The sequence below is a fragment of the Streptomyces brasiliensis genome (assembly GCF_014647875.1).
In the GTDB taxonomy this organism is placed as follows: Bacteria; Actinomycetota; Actinomycetes; order Streptomycetales; family Streptomycetaceae; genus Streptomyces; species Streptomyces brasiliensis.
The window spans coordinates 36,479-52,289 of record NZ_BMQA01000013.1; the positions used below are offsets into that span (position 1 = coordinate 36,479).

The 15,811-nt window shown below is 71.0% G+C and carries 15 protein-coding genes; 11 read left to right on the forward strand and 4 right to left on the reverse strand.

The window, feature by feature from the left end:
• Positions 1-38 precede the first annotated feature (38 nt).
• Positions 39-2,438: a M4 family metallopeptidase gene (locus IEZ19_RS21035; RefSeq protein ID WP_229840510.1), complete on the forward strand. Its 2,400-nt coding sequence runs from the start codon at positions 39-41 to the stop codon at positions 2,436-2,438.
• A gap of 61 nt (positions 2,439-2,499) precedes the next feature.
• Here IEZ19_RS21035 and IEZ19_RS21040 read toward each other — a convergent pair whose 3' ends face one another.
• The 4 genes from IEZ19_RS21040 to IEZ19_RS21055 form a co-directional block, all read right to left on the reverse strand.
• Entirely contained in the window at positions 2,500-3,699 is a 1,200-nt protein-coding gene (locus IEZ19_RS21040; RefSeq protein WP_189312789.1) for a glycoside hydrolase family 64 protein, read from the reverse strand.
• A 150-nt stretch (positions 3,700-3,849) separates the two neighbouring features.
• Positions 3,850-4,605: a dienelactone hydrolase family protein gene (locus IEZ19_RS21045; RefSeq protein ID WP_189312790.1), complete on the reverse strand. Its 756-nt coding sequence runs from the start codon at positions 4,603-4,605 to the stop codon at positions 3,850-3,852.
• A gap of 120 nt (positions 4,606-4,725) precedes the next feature.
• Positions 4,726-5,346: an L-threonylcarbamoyladenylate synthase gene (locus tag IEZ19_RS21050; RefSeq protein ID WP_189312791.1), complete on the reverse strand. Its 621-nt coding sequence runs from the start codon at positions 5,344-5,346 to the stop codon at positions 4,726-4,728.
• 438 nt (positions 5,347-5,784) lie between these two features.
• The gene (locus tag IEZ19_RS21055; protein ID WP_189312792.1) at positions 5,785-6,150 is read right to left on the reverse strand and encodes a hypothetical protein; all 366 of its coding nucleotides are present in this window, start codon (positions 6,148-6,150) and stop codon (positions 5,785-5,787) included.
• A gap of 487 nt (positions 6,151-6,637) precedes the next feature.
• Between IEZ19_RS21055 and IEZ19_RS21060 the strand changes: the two genes are divergently transcribed.
• From IEZ19_RS21060 to hypA, 10 genes are all read left to right on the forward strand, one after another.
• Positions 6,638-8,401: a hydrogenase maturation protein gene (locus tag IEZ19_RS21060; RefSeq protein WP_189312793.1), complete on the forward strand. Its 1,764-nt coding sequence runs from the start codon at positions 6,638-6,640 to the stop codon at positions 8,399-8,401.
• An 84-nt stretch (positions 8,402-8,485) separates the two neighbouring features.
• On the forward strand, positions 8,486-9,541 hold the full coding sequence (locus IEZ19_RS21065; protein ID WP_229840559.1) for an NADH-quinone oxidoreductase subunit B family protein: 1,056 nt from the start codon (positions 8,486-8,488) through the stop codon (positions 9,539-9,541).
• Between the two features lie 58 nt (positions 9,542-9,599).
• On the forward strand, positions 9,600-11,387 hold the full coding sequence (locus IEZ19_RS21070) for a nickel-dependent hydrogenase large subunit (protein WP_189312795.1): 1,788 nt from the start codon (positions 9,600-9,602) through the stop codon (positions 11,385-11,387).
• The gene (locus IEZ19_RS21075; protein ID WP_189312796.1) at positions 11,384-11,911 is read left to right on the forward strand and encodes a NifU-related iron-sulfur-binding protein; all 528 of its coding nucleotides are present in this window, start codon (positions 11,384-11,386) and stop codon (positions 11,909-11,911) included. The genes IEZ19_RS21070 and IEZ19_RS21075 overlap by 4 nt, the downstream gene beginning before the upstream one ends.
• Positions 11,908-12,540 (forward strand): DUF5947 family protein, encoded by a 633-nt coding sequence (locus tag IEZ19_RS21080; protein ID WP_189312797.1) that lies wholly within the window; start codon positions 11,908-11,910, stop codon positions 12,538-12,540. The genes IEZ19_RS21075 and IEZ19_RS21080 overlap by 4 nt, the downstream gene beginning before the upstream one ends.
• Positions 12,537-13,217 carry a DUF6084 family protein gene (locus IEZ19_RS21085; protein ID WP_189312798.1) on the forward strand — a complete coding sequence of 227 codons (681 nt, stop codon included), beginning with the start codon at positions 12,537-12,539 and terminating at the stop codon, positions 13,215-13,217. The genes IEZ19_RS21080 and IEZ19_RS21085 overlap by 4 nt, the downstream gene beginning before the upstream one ends.
• Positions 13,214-14,623, forward strand: a complete 1,410-nt coding sequence (locus tag IEZ19_RS21090; RefSeq protein WP_189312799.1) for a hypothetical protein — start codon at positions 13,214-13,216, stop codon at positions 14,621-14,623. The genes IEZ19_RS21085 and IEZ19_RS21090 overlap by 4 nt, the downstream gene beginning before the upstream one ends.
• Entirely contained in the window at positions 14,620-15,153 is a 534-nt protein-coding gene (locus IEZ19_RS21095) for a hydrogenase maturation protease (RefSeq protein ID WP_189312800.1), read from the forward strand. The genes IEZ19_RS21090 and IEZ19_RS21095 overlap by 4 nt, the downstream gene beginning before the upstream one ends.
• 11 nt (positions 15,154-15,164) lie before the next feature.
• Positions 15,165-15,266 carry a DUF6893 family small protein gene (locus tag IEZ19_RS53505; protein ID WP_373297021.1) on the forward strand — a complete coding sequence of 34 codons (102 nt, stop codon included), beginning with the start codon at positions 15,165-15,167 and terminating at the stop codon, positions 15,264-15,266.
• A 146-nt stretch (positions 15,267-15,412) separates the two neighbouring features.
• The gene (hypA, locus tag IEZ19_RS21100) at positions 15,413-15,808 is read left to right on the forward strand and encodes a hydrogenase maturation nickel metallochaperone HypA (protein ID WP_189312801.1); all 396 of its coding nucleotides are present in this window, start codon (positions 15,413-15,415) and stop codon (positions 15,806-15,808) included.
• The last annotated feature ends 3 nt before the right edge of the window (positions 15,809-15,811 follow it).

Genomic DNA, 15,811 nt, shown 5'->3' on the forward strand with positions numbered 1-15,811 from the left:
CCGGCCGCGACCCGGCGGCCGCAGCAGGAGGAGTACGAGTGAGACGCCTTCCCCACAGACGGTCGACCGTCGGAGCCGCCCTGGTCTCCGCCGCGGCCTTCCTCGCCGTCGGCATCCAGTCCGTCCCGGCGACCGCCACGCCCGCCGCCCCCCAGCCGAGTCCCATGCGGACCGGCGGGCTCGAGGCCGAACTCAGCCCCGCCCAGCACAGCGCCCTGGTCAAGAGCGCGCAGGAGAAGAAGACGGCCACCGCCCGCACCCTCGGCCTGGGTGCCAAGGAGAAGCTGGTCGTCAAGGACGTCGTCAAGGACAACGACGGCACCGTGCACACCCGTTACGAGCGCACCTACGACGGTCTGCCCGTCCTCGGCGGCGACCTCGTCGTGCACACCCCGCCGGCCTCCCTGGCCGCGGGCACCGTGAGCACCACGTTCAACAACAAGCGGACCGTCAAGGTCGCCACCACGACCGCGGCCTTCACCAAGTCCGCCGCCGAGACCAAGGCCCTCAAGGCCGCCAAGGCCCTCGACGCCGACAAGGCCACCACCGACAGCGCCCGCAAGGTGATCTGGGCGGGCACCGGCACCCCGAAGCTCGCCTGGGAGACGGTGATCGGCGGCTTCCAGGACGACGGCACGCCGAGCGAGCTGCACGTCATCACCGACGCGACCACCGGCCAGGAACTGCACCGCTTCCAGGCGGTCAAGACCGGCATCGGCAACACGCAGTACAGCGGCCAGGTGACTCTGACCACCACGCAGTCGGGGTCGAACTACACCCTGACCGACGGCGCGCGCGGCGGCCACAAGACGTACAACCTGAACCGCGGCACTTCAGGCACCGGCACCCTGTTCTCGCAGACCAGCGACACCTGGGGCAACGGCACCACGTCGAACGCGGCGACGGCCGGCGCCGACGCGCACTACGGTGCCGCCGAGACGTGGGACTTCTACAAGAGCACGTTCAACCGCAGCGGCATCCGCAACGACGGCGTCGCGGCCTACTCCCGGGTGCACTACGGCAACTCGTACGTCAACGCGTTCTGGGACGACAGCTGCTTCTGCATGACCTACGGCGACGGTTCCGCCAACGCCGACCCGCTGACCTCGCTCGACGTGGCCGGCCACGAGATGAGCCACGGCGTCACCTCCGCCACCGCGAACCTCAACTACTCGGGTGAGTCAGGCGGGTTGAACGAGGCGACCTCCGACATCTTCGGCACCGGCGTGGAGTTCTACGCCAACAACAGCACCGATGTCGGCGACTATCTCATCGGCGAGAAGATCGACATCAACGGCGACGGCACGCCGCTGCGCTACATGGACAAGCCGAGCAAGGACGGCGGGTCCAAGGACAGCTGGTACTCCGGCATCGGCAGCCTGGACGTGCACTACTCGTCCGGTCCGGCGAACCACATGTTCTACCTGCTCTCCGAGGGCAGCGGCAGCAAGGTCATCAACGGCGTCTCCTACAACAGCCCGACCTCCGACGGCGTCGCCGTCACCGGCATCGGCCGGGCCGCCGCCCTGCAGATCTGGTACAAGGCGCTGACGACGTACATGACGTCCAGCACCAACTACGCAGGCGCCCGTACCGCCGCCCTGAACGCCGCGGCCGCTCTGTACGGCACCAACTCCACGCAGTACGCGGGCGTCGGCAACGCCTTCGCCGGTATCGCCGTGGGCGCTCACATCAACCCGCCGAGCAACGGCGTCACGGTGACCAACCCGGGCAGCCAGTCCTCGACGGTCGGCACCTCCGTGAGCCTGCAGATCTCGGCGAGCAGCACCAACGGCGGCTCGTTGTCGTACTCCGCGAGCGGTCTGCCGAGCGGCCTGTCGGTCAACAGCTCGACCGGTCTGATCTCCGGCACGCCCACCACCGCGGGCACCTACAGCACCACCGTCACGGTGACCGATTCGACCGGCGCGACCGGTACGGCCTCCTTCACCTGGACCGTGAGCTCCTCCGGCGGCGGCAGCTGCACCTCGGCGCAGCTCCTCGCCAACCCGGGCTTCGAGTCGGGCAGCGCGAGCTGGACCGCGACCAGCGGTGTCATCACGACCGACTCCGGTGAGGCCTCGCACGGCGGCTCGTACAAGGCCTGGCTGGACGGTTACGGCACCTCGCACACCGACACGCTCTCCCAGTCGGTGACGATCCCGGCCGGCTGCAAGGCGACCTTCACCTTCTGGCTGCACATCGACAGCGCGGAGACCACCACCAGCACCCAGTACGACAAGCTGACGGTGACCGCCGGTTCGACGACCCTGGCGACGTACTCGAACCTCAACAAGGCCTCGGGCTACACCCAGAAGACCTTCAGCCTGAACTCCTTCGCGGGTTCGACCGTCACGCTGAAGTTCTCCGGTGTGGAGGACTCCTTGCTGCAGACCAGCTTCGTCGTGGACGACACCGCCGTCACGACCAGCAGCTGACCCGCCGCACCTGAGCGTCCCGCACGCGGAGGAAGCCCTCCGGGTGCGGGATGCACGCGTGTCAGCCGAGTGGATCCAGCGTGAGGTACGCCTCCTGCGGACCGCCGTCGTGGACCAGGGACTCCTGGTTGCCGACGTCGTCGAAGGCGAACGCGTACGCCTTGCCGTCGGCCATCTGACCGTGGACCACCCGGGCGTAGTGGTTGGTCACCGCGTCCCGGTAGAAGTCCGCCGGGCTGTTGTCCGGCTGGGTCTCGCTCGTCAGCAGGGTGGAGCGGTTGAAGCCCGCGCAGAGCGTGCGCGAGATCGGGCCGCGCACCGCGTCGTTGGGCGCGTCGAGCAGCTTGTGGCAGCCGAACACGCTGTCCGCGTCCGGCTTCTGGAAGCTCGTCACGGCCGCGCCGCTGCCGTCCGTGAAGTTCATGACGCCGCCCGAGACTCGGCCGTAGTACTTCGTGTTCGGCTGGTCGCCGAACGGCGTGACCGTGAGCGTGGAACCGGCGTACTTCTGCCAGACGCGGTTGATGTAGTCGTCCATCACCGACGCCGGCAGCGCACCGGTCTCCAGCCCGTACCCCGGCGCGAGCGCCCGCAGCACGGTGCCGTCGGACCGCGTCTGGATCAGCCCGCCCCAGCCGCCCGCCTGCCCGCGCAGTGCGTTCAACACCCCGTTGTAGCCACCGGACTTGAGATGCCCAGTGGTGCTCACGCTACCGTCGGCCCGCTTCACCCCGACCGCGTACGGCGCGGAGAACATGTCCACCTGGGTGCTGTTGAGCCAGAGCCCGGCGTCGTTGAGCGTGTACTCGGACCAGTTGAAGAGGATGTCCCGGTTGGGGTCGCCGGGATTCTGCACGGCGGGCTGTACCAGCCCGCCGGTGGCCAGCCTGAACACCAGCTTCTGGCCGTAGGAGAAGTAGATCCGGCCGGAGAACTTCGGGATCCGGATCGTCGTCGACTGCCCGGCCGCGGGGCCCGGGATCGCCGCGTCCGGCGCCGGTGTCGGCGGGTTGCCGCCGGCGGGCCAGGCGTGGAACGTGCCGTTCGCGTCGGCCCAGCCCTGCTGCCCCGAGGACAGTCGGGTGCCGAGGTCGTAGATGTACAGCGGTTCGCCGCGCCCGGAGTTGTTGGTCACCGTCAGTGCGATGGTGTCCGGTACGGCGGCGCCGGCCGATTCGGGCGTGCCCAGTGTGAGCAGCCCGCCGACCAGGGCCGTAGTGGCTGCCAGGGGCAGCGCGGATCGCCTGATTCCTGAGTGCACTCTCCACCTCCGTGTGGGGGTCGGGGCGTACGGACACTGGTCCGTACCTGGTTGAGAGCGCTCTCAGACTCCCGTCGGGGCGCGTGCATGTCAATGAGCTGGACGGAGTTCGTGGGGCGCCCACCCTGCGGCGGGCACCCCACGCCGGGCTCAGAAGGTGCGTGCGAGCAGGTCGAGCAGCGCCGCCCAGTGCCGCTCGTCGGCCTCGCGGTCGTACGCCGGTGTGTCGGCCTGGGTGTACCCGTGATGCGCGCCCGGATAGACCTCGGTGCGGTGCCGTACGCCCGCCGCCGTGAGCGTGTCCTCGAGGCGCTTGATCTGCTCCTCCGGCATGGACGCGTCCTGGTCGGCGTGGCCGAAGTACACCTCGGCGGTGATGTGGGGAGCGAGCAGGTGCGGGCTGTCCGGGCCGTCGGTAGCGAGCCGGCCGCCGTGGAATCCGGCCGCGGCCGCGACCCGGTCGGGATAGCTGCCGGCGGTCAGCAGCACCAGGCGCGCACCCATGCAGTAGCCGGTCAGCGCCACCGGGCCGTCGGCGACCAGCGGGCTGTCGGCCAGCCAGCGCAGATAGGCGCCCGCGTCGCGCACCGCGCGTTCGGGCGTGAGGGACTGCATGATCGGGCCGATCCGCTCCCAGAGGGTCGGATCGGCGGCGGGGTCGATGAACTCGGGCAGGTCGACGACGGGGTTACGGCCGGTGCGGTAGAAGACGTTCGGGACCAGAACCGTGTAACCCTCGCCGGCGATCCGGTCGGCCATCGCCTGCAGATGCGGACGCAGGCCGTAGGCGTCCTGGTAGAACAGGACCGCCGGACGGGGACGCTCGTCGGCGGGGTGGACCAGGTAGGCGTCGGCGATGCCGTCCTCGGTCGGGATGTCGACGGCTGTGCCCTGTACGGCTGTCATGGCGAGTGCCTCCCTGCGGAATCGCGCCGGGCGGCGGGGGTGTGCCCGGCGCTGCATGTAGGGGCCATGCTGTCACGCAAGATCCATGGCCGCGCACCGGGTCTCACCCGCGCCGGGCGGTCACTCGAAGCGCGACGGATCGCCCGCTCCGCGCCGTACGATCTCCGCCTCGCCGCTGGAGAAGTCGATGACCGTGGTCGGTTCGGTACCGCAGTCCCCGGAGTCGACCACCACGTCCACCGCGTGGTCGAGCCGGTCCTTGATCTCCCAGCCCTGGGTCAGCGGCTCCTCCTCGTCGGGCAGGAGCAGCGTGCTGGACAGCAGCGGTTCGCCCAGCTCGGCGAGCAGCGCCTGGGTGACCACGTGGTCGGGGATGCGGACGCCGACGGTCTTCTTCTTCGGGTGCAGCAGCTTGCGCGGCACCTCCCTGGTGGCCGGGAGGATGAACGTGTAGCTTCCCGGGGTCGACGACTTCACTGCGCGGAACACGTCGTTGTCCACCCGCACGAACTGGCCGAGCTGCGCGAAGTCCCGGCACATCAGCGTGAAATGGTGCCGTTCGTCGAGGCGCCGGATCGAACGGATCCGCTCCATGCCGTCACGGCTGCCGAGCTGGCACCCGAGCGCGTAGCAGGAGTCGGTGGGGTATGCGATGAGCGCCCCCTCGCGTACGGCGTCGGCGATCTGCGCGATGCTGCGGGGCTGCGGATTCTCGGGGTGCACGTCGAAGTACTTCGCCATCCGGCGAGCTTATGCCGTCGGCGGGCGGTTGCGACGCAGGCGGCGTGCGGGCCTCGGACCCCGGGGCCCGAGGGCTGCACCTGGCAGCGGCGGCAGGCCGGGCACGGTCCGGTCGGCCGTCGGCGAGAGCAGCGGCGGGCGTTCACGGCCGTGACGGCCACCGGGGTGCTGTGCCTCCTCACGGCTCGCGCGCACGGCTGGACAACTGCGCCGACATTGCCAGGAGTGACGCGCGCATTTCGGGGCATTCGCTGAGCGAGTCGCGGTAGGGGCCTCGCCCCCCCCGCCCCGAGCCGCGCGTCTCCGCCGGTGGTCCGTCCCCCCCAGGACCACCGGCGGAGACCTCCTCCGACCGGCCGCCACCCCGCGATCCCGCAACTCGGTGTTCTCTCCACCCCGTGGCAGGGACGGCGGCGCCGAGCTGACCGGTGTCGTCCCTCAACTCGTCGGGTACGCCGGAAAGTTCGCAGATGATCCACATCGGCAGCCGATGCGCGAGGTCTGGCGCACATCGACCACCTGACGGTCCGCGCCCGACGCTGCCGCGTCGAGCGGTTTCGCGGTGACCGCCTCGACCCGGGCCCGCATGGCCTCGGCCCGCCGGTGCGGGAAGCTCGGCGCGACGAGCTTGCGCAGCCACGCGTGGTCGGGGCCGGACGTGGAGCGCATGACGATCAAGCACGCCCGGCCCAGGACCCAGCCCCAGGAGGGGTGTTCGCCGGTCTGGGGCGCAGCGGCCAGTGCCGGCGCAGGGATGCCGGCGCCGAAGGGGGCGAGTGCGATGGGGTCGGTACGGTCGGCCACGGTCACGACAACTTCGACTCGGAATGCGGCGCTTCTGCGCGGCGACGGCAGCAGCCCACCGCCCGGTGCCGGTGCGGACGCGTGCCCGTGGGCAGGCCGCCGGCCACCAGGTCCGGTGATTCGCTCATCCAAACGGGTTCCGAGGAAGTCGGGCGGGGGAGTCCATGGTCCTCTCGCGGGCGCTCGCAGCGCAGTACACACTGTCACCGATCGATCTCGCACGGTTCGGAGTGAACTGGCTCCGAAACCGTCCGGAATCTGTTCGCTTCTGTATGGACTGTCTGAAGCGCTGTACAGGGAACGCGAGTTGGTCCGGTCGCGGTCTCGTGCGGACGCGGACCGCCGGGTGGTACGGCCGGGTGGCGGGTGCGTGCCCCGCTTTCGGGTGACCCCTGCCGCCCGTCGCCCAGGGGCCGCACCCCGCATGTCCGACGATCGGGTCCGGCCGGGTTGACGTACCCGCGCCCACGTCCGCCGGGAGTTCGCCGTGCACATCCTGCTCGTGGCCAGCGCCTTCAACAGCCTCACCCAACGCGTCCACGCCGAGCTGCGCGAGCGCGGGCACGCCGTCGCCGTGGAACTCGCCCTGCCCGGCCGCTCCCTGACCGAGGCCGTACGACGCCACGATCCCGAGCTGGTCATCGCCCCGATGCTGAAGACGGCGATCCCGCGCGAGGTGTGGAGTGCCCGGCCCTGCTTCGTCGTGCACCCGGGCCCCCTCGGCGACCGCGGGCCGTCCTCGCTGGACTGGGCGATCCAGGCGGGTGCCGAGGACTGGGGCGTGACGGTGTTCCAGGCCGACGCGGAGATGGACGCCGGGGACGTGTGGGCGTCGGTGCGCTGCCCGGTTCCGCCGGTGTCCAAGAGCGACCTGTACCGGGGCGAGATCGCCGACGCCGCACTGGCAGCCGTCCTGCGCTCGGTCGAACGGTTCTCCGCAGGAACCTTTGCTCCCGTTCCGCAGCGGGCGGCCCGTACGCGTCCCTATCTCGACCAGAGCGTCCGGCGCATCGACTGGTTCACCGACACCACCGAGACCGTCGTACGCAAACTGCGCGCCGCGGACACCCAGCCCGGCGTGCGCGACGTCCTGTGCGGCGAGCAGTGGTACCTGCACGGCGGCCACCCCGAGCACGGCCTTCACGGCGCACCCGGCACGCTGCTGGCCACCCGGACCGGCGCGATCTGCCGCGCCACGAGCGACGGCGCCGTGTGGATCCCGGAACTCAGACGCCCGCGCCGTCCGGGAGGGCCGCCCACCTTCAAACTGCCCGCGGTGACGGCCCTCGGCGACCGGCTGCCGCCCGTACCGGACCTGGCCGCCCCGCCCACCGCCTCGGCGCGGACCTGGGCGGACATCCGCTACACGGAGGAGGGAGCCGTCGGCTTCCTGTCCTTCGCCTTCTCCGGCGGGGCCATGAGCACCAGCCAGTGCCGCCGCCTGCTCGACGCCTACCGGGAGGCATGCGCCCGCCCCACCACCGTGCTCGTCCTCGGCGGACAGCGCGACTTCTTCTCCAACGGCATCCACCTCGGCGTCATCGAGGCAGCCCCGGACCCCGCTGCCGAGTCCTGGGCGAACATCAACGCCGTGGACGACCTGGTCGAGGCCGTCCTGACCACCACGGACCGGCTCGTCGTGGCCGCGGTGGGCGGCAACGCGGCGGCCGGCGGCGTGATGCTCGCCCTGGCCGCCGACGAGGTGTGGTGCCGTGCCGGTGCCGTCCTGAACCCGCACTACCGGCTGATGGGCCTGTACGGCTCCGAGTACTGGACGTACACGCTGCCCCGCCGGGTCGGCGTCGCGACGGCCGAGCGGCTGATGGGGGAGGCCCTGCCGGTGAGCGCCGCGAGCGCGCTGCGGCTCGGCATGGTGGACCGGGTGCTCGACTGCGGCACGGGCGACTTCGCCGGGGAGGTCGGCGGGCTCGCCGCCCGGATGGCCGCGCTGCCCGGGAGCCGCTCCCGGCTCGTGGCCAAGAAGGCGGAGCTGGAGGCGCAGGAGGCGCTCGAGCCCCTCTCCGCCTTCCGGGAACGGGAACTGGCCCGGATGCGCCGGATCTTCGACGACCCGTACGCCCCCTATCACGAGTTGCGTCATGCCTTCGTCACGAAGCAGCGGCCGACGGACACGCCCCCGCACCTGGTGCACGCCGTGGGCCCGCGCGGCCGCACGGAACCGGTCGGTTCGCCGGTGCGCGTCACCGGAACGGCCCCGGCTGATCTCTCGTCCCGGCCGGACGCCTGGTAGCAAGAAGTGTGGCATCCGTAATGTCCCTTACCTTCCCGAGGAGGCGGTCCCATGACACCGGCGACGTCCAGCAGTGCCGAGACCATGTCCGCCGGCGGCGCGCCCGACGACGAGACGCCCACGATCCACATCCTCTGGATCAATGCCGGGATGAGCTGCGACGGCGACTCGGTCGCGCTGACGGCCGCGATGCAGCCGAGCATCGAGCAGATCGCGATGGGTGTGCTGCCGGGGCTGCCCAAGATCGCCGTGCACTGGCCCCTGATCGACTTCGAGTGCGGTCCGGTCGGCGGCGCGGACACGTTCATCGAGTGGTTCTTCAAGGGCGAGCGCGGCGAGATCGACCCCTTCGTGCTGGTCGTCGAGGGCTCCGTCCCGAACGAGTCGATCAAGCCCGAGGGTTACTGGTGCGGCTTCGGCGACAACCCCGACACCGGGCAGCCGATCACCACCAGCGAGTGGATCGACCGGCTCGCGCCCCAGGCTCTCGCCGTCGTCGCCATCGGCACCTGCGCGACGTACGGCGGCATCCACGCGATGGCGGGCAACCCGACCGGCGCGATGGGTGTGCCCGACTACCTCGGCTGGGACTGGAAGTCCAAGGCCGGCATTCCGATCGTGTGCGTCCCCGGCTGCCCGATCCAGCCGGACAACTTCGCCGAGACGCTCACCTACCTGCTGTACCAGGCGGCCGGCTCCGCGCCGATGATCCCGCTGGACGACAAGCTCCGCCCGGCCTGGCTGTTCGGGGCCACCGTCCACGAGGGCTGCGACCGCGCCGGGTACTACGAGCAGGGCGACTTCGCGGACTCCTACGACTCGCCCAAGTGCTCGGTAAAACTGGGCTGTTGGGGACCGGTCGTCAAGTGCAACGTGCCCAAACGGGGCTGGATGAACGGCATCGGCGGCTGCCCCAACGTCGGCGGCATCTGCATCGCCTGCACCATGCCCGGCTTCCCCGACAAGTTCATGCCGTTCATGGACGAGCCGCCCGGGGCGACGCTCTCGACGAAGGCCAGCGGCGCCTACGGCGCGGTGATCCGCAGGCTGCGCGCCGTCACCCAGCACACCGTGGACAAGGAGCCCAAGTGGCGCCACACCGGGGCCAAGCTGACCACCGGATACCGGCCGCCGTGGTGATCCGACCCGTTCCCGACGACCTTCCCCACCCCGCCACCAGAAGGGCACCGCACACATCATGACCACCCCCACGACCAAGGCGACCGGCGACGGCAGCGGTCTGATCGAGATGTCCTGGGACCCGATCACCCGGATCGTGGGCAGCCTGGGCATCCATACGAAGATCGACTTCAAGCAGAAGCGGGTCGCCGAGTGCTACAGCACCTCGTCCATCTTCCGCGGTTACAGCGTCTTCATGCGCGGCAAGGACCCGCGTGACGCCCACTTCATCACCAGCCGTATCTGCGGCATCTGCGGCGACAACCACGCCACCTGCTCGGTGTACACGCAGAACATGGCCTACGGCGTGAAGCCCCCGCACCTCGGCGAATGGGTCATCAACCTCGGCGAGGCCGCCGAGTACATGTTCGACCACAACATCTTCCAGGAGAACCTGGTCGGGGTCGACTACTGCGAGAAGATGGTCAAGGAGACCAACCCGGGCGTCCTCGAACTGGCCGAACGCACCGAGGCCCCGCACGCGGCCGACCACGGATACCGCACCATCGCCGACATCATGCGCTCGCTCAACCCCCTCGAGGGCGAGTTCTACCGCGAGGCGCTCCAGGTCAGCCGCTACACACGGGAGATGTTCTGCCTGATGGAGGGCCGCCATGTGCACCCCTCCACGCTGTATCCGGGCGGCGTCGGCACCAACGCCTCCGTGCAGCTGTTCACGGACTACCTCAGCCGCCTGATGCGGTACGTGGAGTTCATGAAGCGGGTCGTGCCGCTCCACGACGACCTCTTCGACTTCTTCTACGAGGCCCTGCCCGGCTACGAGGAGGTGGGCCGCCGGCGCGTCATGCTCGGCTGCTGGGGCGCCCTCAACGACCCCGAGTACTGCGACTTCACGTACGCCAACATGACCGACTGGGGACGGAAGATGTTCGTCACCCCGGGCGTCGTCGTGGACGGCAAGCTGGTCACCACCGACCTGACCGAGATCAATCTCGGCATCCGCATCCTGCTGGGCAGCTCGTACTACGACGACTGGCAGGGCAAGGAGCAGTTCGTCACCCACGACCCGCTCGGCAACCCCATCGACCCGCGCCACCCCTGGAACCAGCACACCATCCCGGCCCCGCAGAAGCGGAACTTCGACGACAAGTACAGCTGGGTCATGTCCCCGCGCTGGTTCGACGGCAAGGAGCATCTCGCCCTGGACACCGGCGGCGGCCCCCTCGCCCGCCTGTGGTCCACCGCCCTCGCCGGACTCGTCGACACGGGCGGCGTGAAGGCCACCGGTCACAGCGTGATCATCAACCTGCCCCGCACGATGACCCGGCCGGAGACCACCTTCGAGTGGAAGATCCCGAAGTGGAGCAACGCGCTGGAACGCAACCGCGCGCGCAGCTACTTCCAGGCCTACACCGCCGCCCTCGCCGTGCACTTCGCCGAACAGGGCCTCGCCGAGGTCCGCGCCGGACGCACCCAGACCTGGGAGAAGTTCGAGGTCCCCGACGAGAGCATCGGCGTCGGCTTCACCGAGGCGGTCCGCGGCCTCCTCTCGCACCACATGGTCATCCGCGACGGCAAGATCGCCAACTACCACCCGTACCCGCCCACCCCGTGGAACGCCAGTGTCCGCGACTCCTACGGCACCCCCGGCCCCTACGAGGACGCGGTGCAGAACACCCCCATCTTCGAGGAGAACCCGCCGGACAACTTCAAGGGCATCGACATCATGCGCACCGTCCGCAGCTTCGACCCCTGTCTGCCCTGCGGCGTCCACATGTACGTCGGCGGCGGCAGGACCGTGGAGAAGATGCACCTGCCCACCGGCCTGAGCGGACTGGGCGGATGAGCGCCGCCACGACACCCGGACACGCCGAACGGGCGGGCCGCCGCATCGAGGAGGTGCTCGACCGGCTCACCACGGCCGGGGACCCCGGCACGATCGCGGCGGCCGAGGAACTGGTGCGCTCCCTCATGGAGTTCTACGGCGCCGGCCTCGCCCGCATCCTCCAGCTCCTGTCGGCCCCCGAGGACCGCCGCGTACAGGAGCGGCTGCTCGCCGACGACCTGGTCGCGAGCCAGCTCGTCCTGCACGACCTCCACCCCGAGGACCTGCCCACCCGCATCGCCCGCGCCCTCGACACGCTCCAGGGCGCCGACCTGGACGTCCTCGACCTCGACGAGGTGAGCGGAACCCTGCGGCTGCGCGCGGCGGCCGGTGGGGGATGCGGCTGCGGCTCGGGTGCCACGGACGTCCAGCGGGCCGCCGAGGACGCGCTGGCCTGCTTCGCGCCCGAGGTGGCGGCCGTGGAGGTACGCCCGGCCGAGCCCGCGCTGCTCCAGATCGGCACGCGTCCCGGGGCCGGTGCATGACCGCGCCACCGGCCTCAGGCCTGCGCCGGTTCCGGACAGCGCGCGAACCTCAGCCCGAGCGCTGCGGACTGTGTGCCGCCCCCGTGGACGAGGCACACCACCGCCACCTCGTCGACACCGAGAAACGGGCCCTGGTCTGCGCGTGCGCCGCCTGCTTCCTGCTCAAGGAACAGCCGGGCGCCGACGGGCGCTTCCGCGCGGTCCCGGCCCGCTACCTCACCGACCCGGACCACCGGCTCGACGACCGGGCGTGGGAGAGCCTGCGCATCCCGGTCGGTGTCGCGTTCTTCTTCCGCAACACCGCGCTCGACCGCCTCGTCGCCCTCTACCCGAGCCCCGCCGGGGCCACGGAGAGCGAACTGGAGCCCGACGCGTGGAGCGCGGTGCTCGGCGGCACCGCCCTCGCCGAAGTGCTCGAACCGGACCTGGAGGCACTGCTGCTGCGCCGCACCGACGACGGGATCACCTGCCACCTGGTCCCGATCGACGTCTGCTACGAGCTCGTCGGCCGCATGCGCCTGCTGTGGCAGGGCTTCGACGGCGGGGCAGAGGCCCGCGCGGCCCTGGACGCCTTCTTTGCACACGTCGGGGACCGGGCGCGGCCCGTCGGCGCGGAGGACCGCGCATGACCGAACTGTCCTTCGCCTGCACGGGCGTTCGCGCGGACCGCTACGCGGCCGGTCCGACCCTGGTGTTCCGGCTGCGGATCACCACGCCCGGCGACGAACCCGTGCACGCGCTGGCGCTGCGCTGCCAGATCCGCATCGAGCCCGCCCGACGCGACTACGACCGCGCCGAGACCGACGGACTCGTCGACCTGTTCGGCGATCCCTCCCGCTGGGGCAACACCCTCCAGCCCGTGCAGTTCGCCCAAGTGGCCCTCATGGTCCCGGGGTTCACGCGCGAGACCGAGGCCGACCTCGTCGTGCCGTGCACCTACGACATGGACGTCGCCGCCACCCGCTACCTCGGCGCCCTCGACGGCGGCGAGGTGCCCCTGCTGATGCTCTTCTCCGGTACGGCCTTCACGGGAGCGGGCGGCTTCCGCGTCGAACCCGTCCCCTGGGACCGCGAGGCGACCTGCCGGATGCCGGTCGCGACCTGGCGCGAGATGGTCGAACAGCACTTCCCCGGCTGCGGCTGGATCCGGCTGCCCCGCGCCACCATGGACGCCCTGCTGGCCTACCGGTCACGACAGGCTCTGCCCTCCTGGGAGGCCACCGTGCAGGCCCTGCTCGCGCAGGCCGACACCGCCTCCGCGCGCGGACGCGCCCTCACCGGAACGAACGGAAGGACGGCTCCGTGAGCGTGACAGCGTTCGCCCCGCAGACGGAGGCACGCTTCGCCCTGGCCCGGAAGGTGGCCGACGCCGTCCTCTTCGAAGGCTACGTCCTCTACCCGTACCGCGCCTCGGCCGCGAAGAACCGGCTGCGCTGGCAGTTCGGCGTGCTCGTACCGCCCGCCTGGGGCGCCGACCGCGACGAACACGCCTTCCAGCACACCGAGTGCCTGATGGAGCCCAAGGCGGACGCCACCCTCGCCGTCGAACTGCGCTTCCTGCGCGCCCGGCGCCGTACGGTCCAACAGGTTCTTTCGTACGGGCAGTTCGAAACCGTGCCCGAACTCCGCCTGGCGGACCGGGTGCTGGTCCCCTGGGACGAGGGCGTCGAGGACCGGGTCGAGGCGGTCGTCCCGGTGGCGGAACTCCTCGCCGGCGACGTCACGCTCCCCTTCGACCGCCCGGACGGCGAGGAGTACGAGCCCGTCCTCGACGCCTCGGGGCGCACGGTCGGCCGTACGATCCACCGTTATGAGCGGACCGACGGAAGACTGTGTCTGTCCGCGCGTGAACTCGACGGACCCTACCGGGTCATGCGGCTGACCGCCGTCGTCGAGAACACCAGTGCCTGGACCCCCGAGGCCGCACACGCCGCCGACCGGGACGCGGCCCTCCCGCGCTCCCTGGTGGCGACGCACCTCCTCATGGCGCTGGACAAGGGCGCCTTCCTGTCGATGACCGATCCCCCGGAATGGGCCAAGGGAGCGGTCGCCGCCTGCCGCAATCTGCACACCTGGCCGGTGCTCGCCGGCGAATCCGGACGCGCGGACGTGGTGTTGTCGTCCCCGATCATCCTCGAGGACCACCCGGCGGTCGCGCCCGAGAGCCCCGGCGCCCTGTACGACGCCACCGAGATCGACGAGATCCTCGCGCTGCGCACCGCCGCCCTCACCGACGAGGAGAAGCGAGAGGCCCGCGGCACCGACGAACGGGCCGCCGCCGTCGTCGAGTTGGCGGACTCACTCCCCGCCGAGGTGCTGGAACGCCTGCACGGCGCGGTGCGCGGGCTGCGCGAGGTCACCCGGCCCGAACCCGCGGCGGAGGACGAGGTGTCGAGCCCCGAAACCCCGTGGTGGGATCCGGCGAGCGAAGCGGGATTCGACCCTTCCCACGATCATGTGACGGTCGACGGACGGCCCGCGCGCGCGGGCAGCCGTCTGGTACTGCGCCCCGGCCTGCGCCGCACCGACGCCCAGGACCTGTTCCTGCACGGCCGGACCGCGACCGTCGAGGCCGTCCTGCACGACGTCGACGGCGTGGTGCACCTCGCGGTCACCGTGGACGGTGACCCGGGCGCCGATCTGCGTCGCGAACAAGGCCGGTTCCTCTACTTCCAGCCCGACGAACTGACCTGGCCGGAGGACGGCGCATGAGCCGGCCGGAGCGAGAAGGGCGTGTCCTCGTCGCGGGCATCGGGAACGTCTTCCTCGGTGACGACGCCTTCGGTGTGGAGACCGCGAGAGCACTGACTCGGAGCCGGCTGCCCACCCATGTCGAGGTCGTGGACGTCGGGGTGCGCGGAGTGCACCTCGCCTATCAACTCCTCGACGGATACGACACCTTGATCCTGGTCGACGCCACGGCTCGTGGCGGGGATCCCGGCACCCTGTACCTGATCGAGCACGAGGACGCGGGTACGGCCATGGGCGTCCCACTGGACGGCCATCGCATGACTCCCGACGCCGTCCTCGCCCTGCTCGGCACCCTGTGCGCCGGCACCGGAGGACGGCCACCCCGTCGCGTCCTGGTGGTCGGCTGTGAACCGGCCGGTGTGGAGGAGGAGATGGGGCTGTCCGCCCCCGTGTCCGCCGCCGTGCCGCGGGCGGTACGGCTGATCGAGGACCTTCTGGGCGCGGCCCCGCGGGACGAACCGCGACCCCTGGCCGGCGAAGCCGCGAAGTGAGGAGAGAGGCAATGAAGAAGATCGTCGTCGGTGTTCTGGCCGCCGTCGCCGTCGGGCTCGTCGTGCAGTCCCTGCCCGACATCCGGCGCTACCTGAGGATCCGCAGCATGTGAGGGCCCGTGCCGGGCGGGCCGTGGCGCTGCGGCAAACGGCGGATCCGGGCGGGCCCCGGCGGCGCGCCGGTCCAGCCGTCCGGGTCCGCGCGCCTGTAATGGACCCGGCCAGTCGCGCACACGGGGCCCCGCCGGGACGGAGACAGATGCACGAGATGTCCATCGCCCTGGCGGTGATCGACCAGGTGGAAGAGGCGGCCGAACGTGCCGGTGACGTCACCGCGGTGCGATCGGTGCGGCTCCAGGTGGGCGAACTGGCCGGTGTCGTCCCCGACGCCCTGTCCTTCTCCTTCGAACTGGCCTGCGCCGGAACGCTGCTGGAAGGCGCCGCCCTCGTCACCGAGACGGTGCCGGGGCGGGCCCGGTGCGAGACCTGCGCACACGAATGGGCCGTCGGCATGCCGCCCCGGCTCACCTGCCCGCGGTGCGAGGGCGGGACCACCGACCTGCTGGCGGGCCGCGAACTGCGCATCGCCGGCGTGGACTGGGAGGACGGTCCGGCGCCGGCACCCACCCGCGAACCGATTTCCGAGGAGCGCTGAACC

What these genes read in the sequence shown, in the direction of transcription:
- IEZ19_RS21045 (WP_189312790.1), bottom strand. Translation starts at nt 4,605, where the DNA reads ATGACAGCCGTACAGGGCACAGCCGTCGACATCCCGACCGAGGACGGC.
- IEZ19_RS21050 (WP_189312791.1), bottom strand. Translation starts at nt 5,346, where the DNA reads ATGGCGAAGTACTTCGACGTGCACCCCGAGAATCCGCAGCCCCGCAGC.
- IEZ19_RS21065 (WP_229840559.1), top strand. Translation starts at nt 8,486, where the DNA reads ATGTCCGCCGGCGGCGCGCCCGACGACGAGACGCCCACGATCCACATC.
- IEZ19_RS21070 (WP_189312795.1), top strand. Translation starts at nt 9,600, where the DNA reads ATGACCACCCCCACGACCAAGGCGACCGGCGACGGCAGCGGTCTGATC.
- IEZ19_RS21075 (WP_189312796.1), top strand. Translation starts at nt 11,384, where the DNA reads ATGAGCGCCGCCACGACACCCGGACACGCCGAACGGGCGGGCCGCCGC.
- IEZ19_RS21080 (WP_189312797.1), top strand. Translation starts at nt 11,908, where the DNA reads ATGACCGCGCCACCGGCCTCAGGCCTGCGCCGGTTCCGGACAGCGCGC.
- IEZ19_RS21085 (WP_189312798.1), top strand. Translation starts at nt 12,537, where the DNA reads ATGACCGAACTGTCCTTCGCCTGCACGGGCGTTCGCGCGGACCGCTAC.
- IEZ19_RS21095 (WP_189312800.1), top strand. Translation starts at nt 14,620, where the DNA reads ATGAGCCGGCCGGAGCGAGAAGGGCGTGTCCTCGTCGCGGGCATCGGG.
- IEZ19_RS53505 (WP_373297021.1), top strand. Translation starts at nt 15,165, where the DNA reads ATGAAGAAGATCGTCGTCGGTGTTCTGGCCGCCGTCGCCGTCGGGCTC.
- hypA (WP_189312801.1), top strand. Translation starts at nt 15,413, where the DNA reads ATGCACGAGATGTCCATCGCCCTGGCGGTGATCGACCAGGTGGAAGAG.